Raw genomic sequence first — 15,229 nt, 5'->3', positions numbered from 1 at the left:
TTTTGTCCGGAGATTAACGGAATCATTTTTTATTTCTATCTTCCATTTCCAAAAACATAAAATGTACCTATGCAAATTAGAAAAAACATAAAAAAATTCAGTTTCCTGGCATTATCTTTTGGTATTATTTTGCTGAATTCCTGTGGTAAAAGAGAAGATGTTTTCGTAAATAGAAAAGTTTCCTTTAATGCAGATTGGAGTTTCCACTTAAATTACAGTATCACAGATAAAGATACTATTGGGACTTCAACAAAATGGAGAACCTTAAATGTACCTCACGATTGGAGCATCGAAGGAAATTTTGATGAAAAAAGTCCTGCAGGTTATGGTGGCGGAGCGTTAAACGGAGGTTTAGGCTGGTACAAAAAAACATTTAAAGTAGCTGCAGCAGACAGCACAAAAATAACCGCAATCACTTTTGACGGCGTTTACAAAAACAGCGAAGTCTGGATAAACGGCCATTATTTAGGAAAACGTCCAAACGGATATATTGGTTTTCAATACAATATGTCACCTTATTTAAATTACGGAGACAAAAACAACGAAATTATTGTTAAGGTTGACAATTCAAAACAACCCAATTCACGCTGGTATTCGGGTTCAGGAATTTTTAGAAACGTCTGGATAGAAACCACAGACAAACTTCACGTGGGACAATGGGGAACCTATATTACAACGCCCAAAGTTACGGCTGAAAATGCTTCGGTTGCATTCGAAACAACCATTCAGAACCAATATGCTGAAAGTAAAAAAGCAACGGTAATCACTACTATTTTTAAAGACGATACCCAGGTAACATCGGTTACTCAAGATATAACGATTAATGCAAATACCAATCAGACTATTAGTCAGCAGGCAACTGTAACGGCACCAATTTTATGGTCGGTAGAAAAACCCGAACAATATACAGCAGTTACAGAAATTTCGCTTGACGGAAAAATCATTGATCAGTACAAAACCAATTTCGGAATCAGGGATTTTAAATTCGATCTCAACAAAGGTTTTATTTTGAATGGAAAACAAGTCAAAATAAAAGGAGTTTGTATGCATCACGATTTAGGTCCGTTAGGATCTGCAATCAACACGCGTGCTATTCAACGTCAGTTGGAAATCCTGAAAGAAATGGGCGTAAACGGAATTAGAACTTCACACAATCCGCCAGCACCAGAACTTTTGGATCTTTGCGACAAAATGGGTTTTATTGTGATGGATGAAGCTTTTGACATGTGGAAACAAAACAAAACCAAATACGATTACGCAAACGATTGGGACAAATGGCACAAAAAAGATCTGATTGATCAACTATTGCGTGACCGTAATCACCCAAGTATTTTTGTTTGGAGTATCGGAAATGAAATTCCGGAACAATGGAGTGACGCAGGGGTTACAATTGCCAAAGAATTGGCCGCAATTACGCGTAAATATGACAAAACAAGACCTTTAACTGCAGCGATGAATCCGCCGGTAAATATGAATATCGATGAGGTAACTTTGCAATTTGAAAAGAAAAATGTTCAGTTTAATGCTATTGCAAAGTCTGGAATTTTAGATTTAATTGGATATAACTATGCACATCAGACCTACGAACATCATCAAAAAAACTTTCCAAACACGCCATTCATCGCAACAGAAACTACTTCGGGTTTACAAACGCGTGGTTATTATGATGCTATTTCAGACACCATAAAAAAATGGCCGGTAAGATGGGATCTTAAATTTACAGAAGGAAACGCAGGAAATACCGTTTCGGCTTACGATCAGGTACAAACGCCTTGGGGATCTACGCACGAAGCGACCTGGAAAATCATTAAAAAACACGATTTTCTTTCCGGTATGTATGTTTGGACAGGTTTCGATTACATCGGAGAACCAACTCCCTACGAGTGGCCATCTATTAGCTCTTATTTCGGAATTGTAGATTTAGCCGGTTTCCCGAAAGATGTCTATTACATGTACCAAAGTGAATGGACCAATAAAGATGTCCTGCACATATTTCCACATTGGAACTGGAAAGCCGGACAAACTGTTGATGTTTGGGCATACTACAATAATGCAGATGAGGTGGAACTTTTCGTAAACGGAAAATCGGTTGGAAAAAGAAACAAAAAAGGCGATGACTTGCATGTAATGTGGAAAATTCCTTTTGAAGCCGGAACATTAAAAGCAGTTTCGAGAAAAGGCGGAAAAGTAGTTTTAGAAAAAGAAATTAAAACAGCCGGAAATCCGTCACAATTAAAACTTACTGCCGACAGAGCGTCAATAAAAGCAGACGCAAATGATTTATCTTTTGTTACCGTAGATATCTTAGATGATAAAGGAACTTTAGTACCAAACGCCAATAACGAAATTAATTTCTCTTTAAAAGGAAATGGGAAAATCGTTGGTGTTTGCAGCGGAGATCCGGTAAGTCACGAACCTTATAAAGGAACAAAACACACCGCTTTAGCCGGAAAATGTTTGGTAATCATTCAATCTTCGACAAAAACAGGAAGACTAGAATTAACCGCAAAAGCAAATGGATTAAAAGAGTCTGCAATTGTAATTACTGCAGAATAACTTTTCTAATTCGCTTTCCTGCAAGGTTTCCAAAACCTTGTGGGTATAATAGACATACAAGAATAGATTTTAAAAAAATATAACCACAAATTGCACAAATTCCCGCTAATTTAATTTCTGATAATTTGCGCAATTTGTGGTTGAAAAAATTAAACCTACAAGGTTTTGAAAGCCTTGCAGGATGGAAAATAAAAAAAAAACCAATGAAAAAATCACATTTAAAAACCTTGTTTTCGGTTTGCGTTTTTGGACTTCTGACGGTTCCAAATGCTTTGGCACAAATTCAGAATGCAGATGTATTAAACGCACCGATCGATATCAGTAAAGATTTTCAAAACTATCTGAATACTTTCTATTTTGCTGATGAATTGGCTTCTTTTGATCCCGCAACCGGAAAGGGAACAATAAAATATTTACGATACAATTACAAAACACGTCAGGCTTTCAACAATATGATGATGAAGCCGGATGTGGAAAAAGCAAACGAATTCCCGACAACAGAATATGAAGCTTCGCCGGTTTTACCGTTTGAAATCCAGTTTGTTTCAGATAGAACGGTACGAATCAAAACGACTTCGGGTCCGCAATTTCATCCACAAAAAGAATCCTTAATGTTGGTTGAAGGTGTTGCGCCTAATCATCCCGAATTATGGAAATATTCAAAAATTGAAGGTGGTCATAAATATACAAGCGCACATGGTTCTGTAGAAATCCTGACAAAACCATGGCACGTCAAAATTTTCGATGAAAAAGGAAAATTATTGACCAGTACACTACACGATACAGATTTTAAAAATACGTATACACCAACACTTCCGTTTTCATATGTTCGAAGAAACAGTGATTATTCCAGAAGTATGGGTGCCGCTTTCAGCTTAGAACCGGATGAAAAAATATTTGGTTGTGGAGAATCTTTCACACAATTAAACAAACGCGGCCAAAAAGTAGTTTTATGGGCAGATGATGCAAACGGAATCCAGAATGAAACGATGTACAAACCAATTCCGTTTTACATGAGCAGCCGTGGTTATGGCGTTTTTATGCATCATTCAACTCCAATTACGGTTGATTTCGGGAAATATTTTTCAAGTGCCAACGAAATGTACATTGGCGATGACGAAGCCGATTTGTTTTTCTTTATCGGAGAACCAAAAGACGTTTTAGATCAATACACAAACTTAACCGGAAAAGCTGCCATGCCGCCACTTTGGTCATTTGGTTTTTGGATGAGCCGTATTACTTATTTCTCAGAAAAAGAAGGACGCGAAGTTGCCAGAGATCTGCGTAAATATAAAATTCCAACCGATGTCATTCACTTTGATACCGGTTGGTTTGATGTAGATTGGAGAAACAATTACGAGTTCGCAAAATCCCGTTTCCCTGACGCAACAAAAATGATGTCCGATTTAAAGGAAGACGGTTTTCAGGTTTGTTTATGGCAATTGCCGTATTTCACGCCAAAGAATACTTTGTTTCCGGAAATTATGGACAAGAATTTAGCGGTAAGAGACAGAAAAGGAAATCTCCCGTATGAAGATGCGGTTTTAGATTTCTCAAATCCGGAAACGGTTACCTGGTATCAGGGAAAACTGAAAAAATTATTTGATGAAGGTGTAGCGGTTTTCAAAGTAGATTTTGGAGAAGCAGCTCCGCCGGACGGAATTTACCATTCGGGAAGAACTGGTTTCTATGAGCACAATTTATATCCGTTAAGATATAATAAAGCTGTTGCTGAAATTACACAGAAAGAAAAAGGATATACTTTAATCTGGGCAAGAAGCACCTGGGCAGGATCTCAGCGTTATCCGTTACATTGGGGCGGAGATTCTGAAACAACAAACGGAGCGATGTCGGCAGAATTACGCGGCGGACTTTCGTTAGGTCTTTCTGGTTTTAGTTTCTGGAGTCATGATGTTGGAGGTTTCGCAACAAAATCTCCTGAGAATATTTACAGAAGATGGACACCTTTCGGAATGTTGACTTCGCACGTAAGAAGCCACGGAGAACCGCCTCGCGAACCGTGGTTGTACAGCAAAGATTTCTTAGAAGGATTTAGAAAAGCTGATAATATGCGTTACGAATTAATGCCATATATCTATGCACAGGCTAAAGAAAGTTCAGAAAAAGGTTTACCAATGATGCGTGCCTTATTTGTAGAATATCCAAATGATCCGGGAGCATGGTTAGTTGATAATCAGTATTTATTTGGTTCAAGTATGTTGGTTGCGCCACTTTTTGAAGAAGTAGAAGAAAGAGATGTTTACCTTCCTGAAGGAACGTGGATTGATTACCAGACTAAAAAAGTGTACCAATCTGGCTGGCACAAAATCAAAGCAGGTGAAATTCCGATTATTGTTTTAGTAAAAGACGGAACGGCAATTCCACACATCGGTTTAGCACAGTCTACAAAAGATATGGACTGGAGTAAACTAACTTTAAAAGTTTTCGCAAGTGATAAAACAAATACCGCTTCCGCGAAAGTGTACCTGCCAAACGGAGACAAGTTACAAGAAATAAAAGTAACCAAAAACGGAAGTAATTTCGATGTAAACACAAATCCGTTAAACGGAAAAACCACTTTTAAAACAGAGTGGGTTAAGTAAAAAAGTTATAGCCACGACCCGAGCGATAGCGAACAGGCGAAGCAATTCACGAATTTAATTTTTTATAATTCGTGAATTCGTGGCGAAAAAAAATATAACCACAAATTACCCAAATTTCCGCCAATTAAAATTTGTGATAATTTGTGCAATTTGTGGTAAAAAATAAACACATAGAAACATAGATTTTTTTGTTGTGAATAAAAGAAATTGGAAAGAAACCAGTTTCAAACACATAGAAAAGCTATGTTTATTAAAGCAAAATGAAATGCCTTTTTTAAGATTCCAATAAACTATGATTCTATGTGTTTAAAATAATCTAGCCACAGATTTAATTAATAAAATTCGTGAATTCGTGGCCAAAAAAACATAATTCCAAAAAACATGAAAAACTATCTAATTCTCCCAACCCTACTGTTTTCAATAGCAATTGGCTACAGTCAGAAAACAAAAAATGCTTACGAACTGGCATCGCCAAACGGAAAGAATAAAATCAAATTCGAATTGGTAAAAAATGCGCCGAAATATGGTGTTTCACACGGAAAAACCGAAGTGATTTCGCCATCAGAAATGGGATTTTTGCTAAAAGGAAATGAAGATTTAAGTACCAACTTCGAGATCAAAGGAGCTAAAACCTCCACTTTCGATGAATCCTGGGAACAAGCTTGGGGAGAAAAGAAAAACATTAGAAATCATTACAACCAGTTGGTAGTCGATTTACAGCAAAAAACAGGAAACAAAAGAAAACTGCAAATTCAGTTTCGTGCTTTCGATGACGGAGTAGCGTTTCGATATGTATATCCAAAACAAAATGTAAAAGACAGTATTTTTATTACCGATGAAAAAACGACTTTTAACTTAAAAGAAGATGGAAAAGCATGGTGGATTCCGGCAAACCGTGAAAACCGTGACGAATATCTTTTTAAAGATGCTCCTGTAAGCACTCTGGATACGGTTTTGACTCCATTAACAATTGAAAGCAAAAGCGGATTAGCCTTAAGTTTTCACGAAGCGAATTTATACGATTTTGCCAGTATGACTCTGGTTAATACAAAAGGAACAGAACTGAAATCAGATTTAGTGCCGTGGCCTGACGGAATCAAAGTGCGTGTAAAAGATACATTTACTTCTTCGTGGAGAACCATTCAAATTGGAGAAAATCCGGGAGAATTGATCACTTCTTATTTGGTTTTAAACCTAAACGAGCCAAACAAATTAAAGAACACAGCTTCTTATTTCAAACCTTATAAATATTTAGGAATTTGGTGGGGAATGCACATTGGAAAATATACTTTCTGGGAAAGCGACAAACAAGGTGCTACCACTAAAAATGCAGAAACGTATATTGATTTTACAGCAAAAGAAGGCTTTAATCATTTGTTGATAGAAGGATGGAACAAAGGCTGGACACCGGGATGGTACGAAAACCGTATGCACATGTTTAGTTTTACCAAAAGTGCCGATAATTTTGATTTAGAAAAAGTAGTTGCTTACGGAAAAAGTAAAAACGTTGAATTGATCGGATACCACGAAACAGGTTCTAACTTAATCAACTATTTGAAAGAAGTTGACGAAGGATTTGCTTTATACAAAAAATTAGGAATTCATACCGTAAAAATTGGTCATGTGGGTTCTAAATTAAATATGAAACAAATGCACTTCGGACAATTTGGAGTAAATTATTTCAGATACATTTTAGAAAAGGCAGCACAATATGATTTAGCTGTTTTATACCACGAATCAATAAAAGATACAGGAGAAAGAAGAACTTACCCCAATATGGTTTCAAGAGAAGCAGCGCGTGGACAAGAATATAACGCGTGGAGCGAAGGAAATCCGCCAAACCATTTAAGTATTATTCCGTTTACCAGATTACTTTCAGGACCAATGGATTTTACACCTGGAATTTTTGATGTTGAGGTGAAACAGGGATATCCGGGAAAAAGAATTCAGGGAACAGTGGGGCAGCAATTGGCATTGTATGTAGTACTTTATTCTCCGATTCAAATGTTGGCCGATCTTCCTGAAAATTATGAGGGAAAGCCAGCTTTACAATTCTTAAAAGACGTTCCGACAGATTGGGAAGATACTAAAATTGTAGAAGGAAAAATTGGTGAATACATCACCACAGCCAGAAAAGACAGAAACAGCGCTGACTGGTATTTAGGAACTTTGACCAATGAAAATCCAAGAAAAGTAGAAGTTTCATTATCATTTTTAGATCCGAAAGCGACTTACGAAGCTCAGATTTATGTTGATGCTGAAGGAACAAATCAAAAAAATAATCCGGAAGCAGTTGCAATTTCTAAGAAAACGGTAAAAGCTTCAGATAAATTACAATTGAATTTAGGCGGTGCCGGCGGTGGTGTGGTTCGTTTTAAAAAGTTGTAATCAACTTAGATTATCCTAACAGGTTTCAAAACCTGTTAGGTATTTAATTTAGGATAAAGTTTGAAATATTAGAATTGAAAAAAAGATACCTAACAGGTTTTGAAAACCTGTTAGGATAACAAAAAACATTTTCAGATGAAAAAACTTTTGATAGCAACAGTTTTAATTACTTCAGTCCATTTGATGGCACAAAACCGAACCATAAAAGTTGATTACAATAAATCGGCCGGGAAATTAAACACTATGTTTAAGGAATGCATTGGTGCCGGAAGAGCAAACGAAGGACTTCGTGCCGACTGGCAGCAGCAATTGGCGCAGGCAAAAAAAGAATGCGATTTTAAATACATTCGGTTTCATGGTTTATTGTCTGATGATATGGCGGTTTATCGCGAAGATTCAAAAGGAAATCCGGAATATAATTACCAATACATTGATGTGTTGTTTGATTATATCCTGAGCATAAAAATGAAACCTTTTGTAGAATTGGGCTTCATGCCAAATGCATTAGCAAGCGGAAAAGAAACTATTTTTTGGTGGAAAGGAAATGTTACGCCTCCAAAAGATTATAAAAAATGGGAAGATTTAATTAAAAATTTAACCCAGCATTTTACCGAAAGATACGGAGCAGAAGAAGTAAAAACATGGTATTTTGAAGTGTGGAACGAGCCCAATTTAACTCCCGGCTTCTGGACAGGAACACAAGCGGAATATTTCAAGCTATACGATTATGCTGCGCGAGGTATTAAAGCCGTAAACAAAGATTACAAAGTAGGCGGACCTGCAACAGCAGGCGCTGGATGGGTTCCTGAAACTATTGCTTTCTGCGAAAAAAATAATGTTCCTATGGATTTTGTTTCAACGCATACGTATGGAGTAAATCAGGGATATCTGGATGAATTCGGAACTTCCGGAACCGTTTTGAGTCCGGATGAAAACAGTATTAGCGGAGACGTTATTAATTCGCGCAAGCAAATTAGCAGCTCGTCTAAACCAAATTTAGAATTGCATTACACAGAATGGAGTTCTTCGTATACGCCCGCAGATCCTATCCACGACAGTTATCATTCTGCAGCTTATATTTTGCAGAAATTAAAACAAGTCGGTAACGCTGCAAACTCAATGTCGTATTGGGTTTTTACCGATATTTTTGAAGAGCCGGGACCGAGATTCACGCCTTTTCACGGAGGTTTCGGATTGTTGAATACGCAGGGAATTAAAAAACCGGCTTACTTCTCCTATCAGTTTTTGAATAAATTAGGAGAAACAGAACTTCAAAACAGTGATAAAGCTTCCTGGATTTCCAAAAATGCAAAAGGTGACGTACAGCTTTTATTTTGGGATTTTACCAATACGCATCCGGGAGTTAAAGTTTGGAACCAAACGTATTATGTTCAGGATCTTCCATCAAAAGAAAAAGGAACAGTAAAAATCGAAGTAGGCGGATTGCAAAAAGGAAAATATCTTTTGGAAATTTATAAAGTTGGTTATAAAGTAAACGACGCTTACGCGGATTACTTAGCTTTGAATAAACCAAGTCAGTTAACACGTGAACAAGTGAGTGCGATGAAAGCGAAAAACAACGGTGATCCAATTGCAACAGAAAAAATTACCATTGATGGAAAAGGAACTTTCAGCAAGGAATTCAAAATCAATGAAAATGATGTTGTTTTTCTAAATTTGATTAAACAATAAAAAACCACAAACAATATAATATTAACTGGATTTACAGATCACGCGTGAGGAATCTGAATCTTTAAATCTAAAATCTAACTATCTATGAAAAACAAAATGACATTTTTATCGGCAGCTTTGGTTTTTGCGTTATTTACGTCTTGTAAAAATGATGCACAGACTTTGGCGACAAATTCAGGTGAAACCGAAGAATACACAGGAAAAGAAATAGGGACAGGACATGATGCAGAAATCGACAAACTGATTTCGCAGATGACTTTAGAAGAGAAAATTGGCATGCTTCACGGAAACAGTATGTTTGCCAATGCAGGTGTAAAACGTCTTGGTATTCCGGAATTAAAAATGGCAGACGGACCGTTGGGAGTTCGTGAAGAAATCTCCCGAGATAACTGGGCACCGGCCGGACTTACAAACGATTTTGCAACTTACTATCCTGCAGGCGGCGCTTTAGCAGCGACTTTTAATACAGAAATGGCGCATACTTTCGGAACCAGTTTAGGAGAAGAATTGCGTGCAAGAGATAAAGACATGTTACTTTCTCCGGCGATCAATATGGTAAGAACACCGCTTGGAGGAAGAACGTATGAATATATGTCTGAAGATCCGTTTTTGAATAAGAAAATCGCCGTGCCATTGATTGTTGGTTTACAGGAAAAAGATGTAATGGCGTGTGTAAAACATTATGCAGCAAACAATCAGGAAACCAACCGTGATTTTGTAGATGTTCAGATTGATGAGCGTACACTTCGCGAAATTTATCTTCCTGCTTTCGAAGCTTCGGTAAAAGAAGCAAAAGCATACAGTATAATGGGTGCTTACAATAAATTCAGAGGAGAATATCTATGTGAAAACGATTATATGCTTAATAAAATTCTTCGTGACGAATGGGGATTTAAAGGTATTGTAGTTTCAGATTGGGCTGCGGTGCATTCTACAGCAAAAGCTTTAAAAAGCGGTTTGGATATTGAGATGGGAACTCCAAAACCATTCAACGAATTTTTCTTAGCAGATAAATTAATTGCTGCGGTAAAATCCGGGGAAGTTTCAGAAAAAGAAATTGATTTGCATGTAAAACGTATTTTAAGAACCTTGTTTCAGGTAAAAGCAATGGGCGGCGGAACGCGTGCAAAAGGAAGTATTGCTACCGAAGCACATTATCAGGATGCTTATAAAATTGCGGCAGAAGCAATTGTATTGCTGAAAAATGAAAATAATGCGCTTCCGCTAAAGTTAGACGGTGTAAAATCTATTGCGGTAATCGGAAACAATGCCACAAAGAAAAATGCCCTTGGCGGATTTGGTGCAGGAGTTAAAACAAAAAGAGAAGTTACGCCTCTTGAAGGACTTAAAAACAGATTGCCTGCATCAGTAAAAATCAATTATGCTGAAGGATATTTGGAGCGTTACGACGAAAAAAATAAAGGAAACTTAGGAAATATTACTTCTAAAGGACCGGTTACAATTGATAAATTAGATGATGCAAAAGTTAAGGAAGCTGTTGAAGCCGCTAAAAACTCAGATGTAGCAATCATTTTTGCAGGATCCAACCGTGATTATGAAACAGAAGCTTCTGACAGAAGAGATTTACACTTGCCTTTCGGACAAGAAGAATTAATCAAAAAAGTATTGGCTGTAAATCCAAAAACAATTGTGGTTATGATTGCCGGAGCACCTTTTGATGTGAACGAAGTTAGCCAAAAATCTTCAGCTTTAATCTGGAGCTGGTTCAATGGATCCGAAGGTGGAAATGCTTTAGCAGATGTTATCTTAGGAAAAGTAAATCCGTCAGGAAAATTACCTTGGACAATGCCAAAACAGCTTAAAGATTCACCGGCGCATGCAACAAACAGTTTTCCTGGTGATAAAACTGTAAATTATGCAGAAGGACTTTTAATTGGTTACCGTTGGTTTGATACTAAAAATGTAACGCCATTATATCCATTTGGTTATGGATTGTCTTACACCACTTTTGCACTTGAAAATGCAAAAGCAAACAAAACGGATTACACACAAAACGATGTTATCGAAGTTTCTGTAGATGTTAAAAATACAGGAAAAACAGATGGAAAAGAAGTGGTTCAGGTTTATACTTCTAAAGCGGATTCTAAAGTAACTCGCGCTGCAAAAGAACTGAAAGGTTTCAAAAAAGTTTCAGTAAAATCGGGCGGTTCAGACAATGTTACAATCAAAGTTCCGGTTAAGGAACTTGCGTATTACGATGTTGCTTCCAAAAAATGGACAGTAGAACCGGGAAAATATACGTTAAGAGTTGGAACTTCTTCGAGAGATATCAAAAAAGAAATTTCGATTACAGTAAAATAATCTTTCAAAACCATATAAGTATGAAGAGGAAATGAAGTTACGACTTACATTGACTTTGATTACTTATATGGTTTAATTTTTTAATGATAAATTGTTTTAAAATGAAAAAAACAGCCCAAGATTATATTTTAAGTATCGTTTTATGCTTTGCTTTTTTAGGAGTTCTGGCGTGCAGTTCTGATAAAGAAGAGAATACTCCCGTAAGCATAAAAATGTTAGGAGCCAGTACAAATAAAATTGAGTTTGAAAGTAAAGAAAATACCACTGAAGTAACCGTTAATTCCAATGGAATTGCGTGGACTTTGACTAGTTCTGTGAGCTGGATAAAAGTAAGTCAGACCGTTGGAACTTCCGGAAGCACGGTTGTTAAAATTACCGCTTTAGAAAATACAGATACATCCTTAAGAAATGCTGTGATAACATTAACCGGAAGTAAAGTTCCGTCAGTAACAATTACAGTTTCTCAATCGGCAGCAAGTTTATATCCGGGTTATAACACGAATCCAATTGCAGCAGACGCTTCAGGAATGGCAAGTTCTGCAGTAGAATTGGCAGCGAAAATAAAACTGGGATGGAATATTGGAAATACTTTAGAGGCAACCGGAGGAGAAACAGCCTGGGGAAATCCAAAGGTTACAAAAGCATTAATTGATGCTGTAAAGGCGAATGGTTTTAATGCCATTAGAATTCCTTGTTCGTGGAACCAGAACCTGGAGAATGCTTCAACAGCCAAAATCAAAACCGAATGGTTAAATCGTGTTAAAGAAGTAGTGCAATATTGTGTGGACAATGATATGTATGTTGTCGTCAATATTCACTGGGACGGCGGCTGGCTGGAAAACAATATTACAGAAGCCAAAAAAGCAGAAAACAATGCCAAACAAAAAGCATTTTGGGAACAAATTGCAACGCATTTACGCGGATTCGACGAACACTTACTTTTTGCAAGCGCTAATGAACCGGCAGTAGAAGATGCCGCACAAATGGCAGTTTTAACATCATATCATCAAACTTTTATCGATGCGGTTCGTTCTACCGGAGGAAAAAATGCAAACCGTGTTTTAGTAATTCAGGGACCAACAACTGATATCGAAAAAACAAACAAATTAATGACTACATTGCCGACAGATAAGGTTACAGGAAGAATGATGGTTGAGGTACATTATTATTCTCCTTGGAATTTCGCCGGATTGACCAAAGACGAAACCTGGGGAAAAATGTTCTACTATTGGGGAATGGGATTTCACTCTACAACCGATACAGAACGGAATGCAACTTGGGGAGAAGAAGCCGATTTAGAAAAGAATTTTAAACTGATGAAAACGCAATTTGTTGACAAAGGAATTCCGGTTTTATTGGGAGAATTTGGAGCAATTCGTAGAACAACTTTAACCGGAGACGCGCTGACTTTACATTTAAATTCAAGAGCTTATTATTTAAAAACAGTCGTTAAAACAGCCAAAGCAAACGGACTTTTACCTTTTTATTGGGATGAAGGAAGCACAGGAAATAATGGTTTCGGAATTTTCAAAAGAAGTGATAATACAGTCTTCGATACACAAGCTTTAACCGCTTTAAAAGAAGGTTTACTGTAAAATCTTTTTAAAACCATATAAGTGATATAAGTAAATTTAAGTACGTTGTAAACCATAGCTCTCAATATCTTATATCACTTATATGGTTTAAATAATTTAATAAGGAGAAAAATGAAAAAGATAATTGTTTTTATTTTGTTGATATTTAGTGTGATATCAAGCGCTAATGTGAGAATGCCTTTAATATTTTCTGACGGAATGGTATTGCAACGAAACAAACAAATTCCGATTTGGGGTTTTGCCGACACTAATGAAAGTATAGAAGTACACTTCAACAAACAAATCAAAAAAACGCAGGCCGATAAAAACGGAAAGTGGACCTTAAATTTGAATGCGGAGAAAGCCGGCGGACCATTTGAATTGATAATCAAAGGCAAAAATACGGTTACAATTAAAAATGTTTTGATTGGAGAAGTATGGATTTGCAGTGGACAATCAAACATGGAATTTCAGGTTTACAAAACCATAAATGCCGAAAAAGAAATTGCAGATTCTAATTATCCGATGATTCGCCATTTTGGAGTTGCACAAGATTTAAGCGGAACGCCAAAAGACGATTTAAAACAGGGAAAATGGGAAGTTTCAAGTAAAGAAACTGTGGGAAACTTTACAGCAGTCGGCTTTTATTTTGCTAAAAAATTATATTCAGAATTAAAAATTCCAATAGGAATTATCAACACTTCCTGGGGCGGAACCAACGTAGAAACCTGGACAAGCCGTGAAGCATTTCAAAATAGCGAAGATTTCAAAAAAATGATTGCCGATGTTCCGGCTGTCAATATGGACGAAGTTTTAGAAATATATAAGAAATCGGTTTTAGAAAACCTTAAAAAAGTACAGGGTTTTGATGTTTCCATCGAAAACGAAAACCAGTTTAAAAATGCCAGTTTTGGTGATAAAAACTGGCCGGAAATAAAAGTCCCTTCACTTTGGGAAAACCAGCAATTGGGCAACATGGACGGAATTGTCTGGATGCGCAAAACAATCGTTTTAACAGCCGAACAAGCCAAGGAACAAGCCGTTTTACATTTGGCGAAAGTTGATGACGAAGATAAAACATACGTAAACGGGGTAGAAGTAGGAACCAATAATCTCTGGGACAAATTAAGAGTTTACAAGATTCCGGCAAACGTACTTAAAGAAGGAACTAATGTAATCGCGGTCAGAATTGCGGATTACAGCGGCGGCGGCGGAATCTATGGCGATCCAGGTGATTTAAAAATTGCTTTTAAAGACTCCAGTTTTCCGCTTGACGGCCTGTGGAAATTTAATGTCGTACAAGTCAAAATTTCTGTTTCGCCAAACAGCTATCCGTCATTATTATACAATGCGATGGTAAATCCACTGGTTCCTTACGCATTTCAGGGCGTTTTATGGTATCAGGGCGAAGCCAATGTGTGGAGGGCAAAAGAATACAAAAAAGCATTTCCGTTAATGATCAACGACTGGAGAGCAAAATTCAGACAAGGTAATTTTCCATTTTATTTCGTACAATTATCCACTTTCGACGAATTTGGCGGCAACAGTCAAAAAGGAAGCCGCTGGGCCGAACTCAGAGAAGCACAGTCTGAAACTTTAAAATTGCCAAACACCGGTATGGCCGTTACAACCGATATTGGAAACGCAAAAGACATTCACCCAACCAACAAGCAGGACATTGGTTTGCGGTTGGCTGCCATCGCAATGAACAATATTTATGGCAAAAAACAAGTTCACAGCGGACCAACTTACAAATCTCAGCAAATAAAAGGAAACCAGATCATACTGACTTTTGACCATACAGGAAGCGGACTATCAACGCCAAATAACGATGAATTAAAAGGCTTCGAAATTGCCGGTGTAGACAAAGTTTTTCATTCCGCGAAAGCGATAATAAATGACAATAAAATTATCGTTTCGAGCGAAAAAGTAAAAACACCCGTTGCCGTACGCTATGGCTGGGCAGACGATGACACGAATATCAATTTATACAATAAAGAAAAATTCCCGGCATCCCCTTTCAGAACAGACAATTGGGAAATGCTAACAGCAAATGAAACATATAAAGTGAATAAGTAAGTCCTTAGTTATTAG

7 protein-coding genes are annotated in these 15,229 nt (G+C 37.1%); all 7 read left to right on the top strand.

Features of this window, described 5'->3' with window-relative positions:
• The first annotated feature begins 69 nt into the window (after positions 1–69).
• The 7 genes from ABEB31_RS08885 to ABEB31_RS08855 all read left to right on the top strand — a co-directional run bounded on the left by ABEB31_RS08885 (position 70) and on the right by ABEB31_RS08855 (position 15,214).
• Positions 70–2,556 carry a glycoside hydrolase family 2 TIM barrel-domain containing protein gene (locus tag ABEB31_RS08885; RefSeq protein WP_347051098.1) on the top strand — a complete coding sequence of 829 codons (2,487 nt, stop codon included), beginning with the start codon at positions 70–72 and terminating at the stop codon, positions 2,554–2,556.
• A gap of 203 nt (positions 2,557–2,759) precedes the next feature.
• A complete protein-coding gene (locus ABEB31_RS08880; RefSeq protein WP_347051096.1) occupies positions 2,760–5,159 on the top strand; it encodes a glycoside hydrolase family 31 protein in 2,400 nt (799 codons plus the stop codon).
• A gap of 381 nt (positions 5,160–5,540) precedes the next feature.
• Positions 5,541–7,547 carry a glycoside hydrolase family 97 protein gene (locus ABEB31_RS08875; RefSeq protein WP_347051094.1) on the top strand — a complete coding sequence of 669 codons (2,007 nt, stop codon included), beginning with the start codon at positions 5,541–5,543 and terminating at the stop codon, positions 7,545–7,547.
• A 135-nt stretch (positions 7,548–7,682) separates the two neighbouring features.
• Positions 7,683–9,239, top strand: a complete 1,557-nt coding sequence (locus ABEB31_RS08870) for a GH39 family glycosyl hydrolase (RefSeq protein WP_347051093.1) — start codon at positions 7,683–7,685, stop codon at positions 9,237–9,239.
• Positions 9,240–9,323: 84 nt separating this feature from the next.
• Positions 9,324–11,561, top strand: a complete 2,238-nt coding sequence (locus ABEB31_RS08865) for a glycoside hydrolase family 3 C-terminal domain-containing protein (RefSeq protein WP_347051092.1) — start codon at positions 9,324–9,326, stop codon at positions 11,559–11,561.
• 101 nt (positions 11,562–11,662) lie between these two features.
• Positions 11,663–13,156 (top strand): cellulase family glycosylhydrolase, encoded by a 1,494-nt coding sequence (locus tag ABEB31_RS08860; protein ID WP_347051090.1) that lies wholly within the window; start codon positions 11,663–11,665, stop codon positions 13,154–13,156.
• A 111-nt stretch (positions 13,157–13,267) separates the two neighbouring features.
• Complete coding sequence (locus ABEB31_RS08855) at positions 13,268–15,214, top strand: sialate O-acetylesterase (RefSeq protein WP_347051088.1); 1,947 nt, start codon at positions 13,268–13,270, stop codon at positions 15,212–15,214.
• The last annotated feature ends 15 nt before the right edge of the window (positions 15,215–15,229 follow it).

This window comes from Flavobacterium olei, assembly GCF_039749035.1.
In the GTDB taxonomy this organism is placed as follows: Bacteria; Bacteroidota; Bacteroidia; order Flavobacteriales; family Flavobacteriaceae; genus Flavobacterium; species Flavobacterium olei.
Note: the sequence above shows the minus strand (reverse complement) of the source record. Positions and strands in the feature narration are given on the sequence as shown.